At 59.2% G+C, this 649-nt stretch carries 1 pseudogene; it reads right to left on the reverse strand.

Going from position 1 to position 649, the window contains the following annotated elements:
* Positions 1-649, reverse strand: a pseudogene (locus HCN58_RS35235) (NF038122 family metalloprotease); the annotation flags it as partial.

Raw genomic sequence — 649 nt, forward strand, 5'->3', positions numbered from 1 at the left:
CCGCCCGAAACGGAATCGAGCAATTTCACCGTGTCATTGCCGTTGGTGTCGGTGCTCCAGACCGTGTATTGATCAGCTCCTGCAAGCTTCCAGGCGACCTGATACCCGCTCGCCGTCGCCTCCGCACCGATCGGGGCCCAGCCGCCGAATTGACCAACCGTAATGCTCGACCCCAGATATTTCGCCGTTGGACCGGTTCCACCGCCAACCGGATTGAGCTGATACACATTGCCGGTCTGGACGAGACTTGTGGATCCCGATGTCTCAATCACGACGTTAGGAACGCCGATCACCCCGTCACCATTGAGGTCTTGAGCAAAGCTCGTCTCGATCGATTGCAGGGCGGCACTGCCGCCCGAAACGGAATCGAGCAATTTCACCGTGTCATTGCCGTTGGTGTCGGTGCTCCAGACCGTGTATTGATCAGCTCCTGCAAGCTTCCAGGCGACCTGATACCCGCTCGCCGTCGCCTCCGCACCGATCGGGGCCCAGCCGCCGAATTGACCAACCGTAATGCTCGACCCCAGATATTTCGCCGTTGGACCGGTTCCACCGCCAACCGGATTGAGCTGATACACATTGCCGGTCTGGACGAGACTTGTGGATCCCGATGTCTCAATCACGACGTTAGGAACGCCGATCACCCCGT

The organism is Bradyrhizobium australiense (genome assembly GCF_013114825.1).
Classification (GTDB): domain Bacteria; phylum Pseudomonadota; class Alphaproteobacteria; order Rhizobiales; family Xanthobacteraceae; genus Bradyrhizobium; species Bradyrhizobium australiense.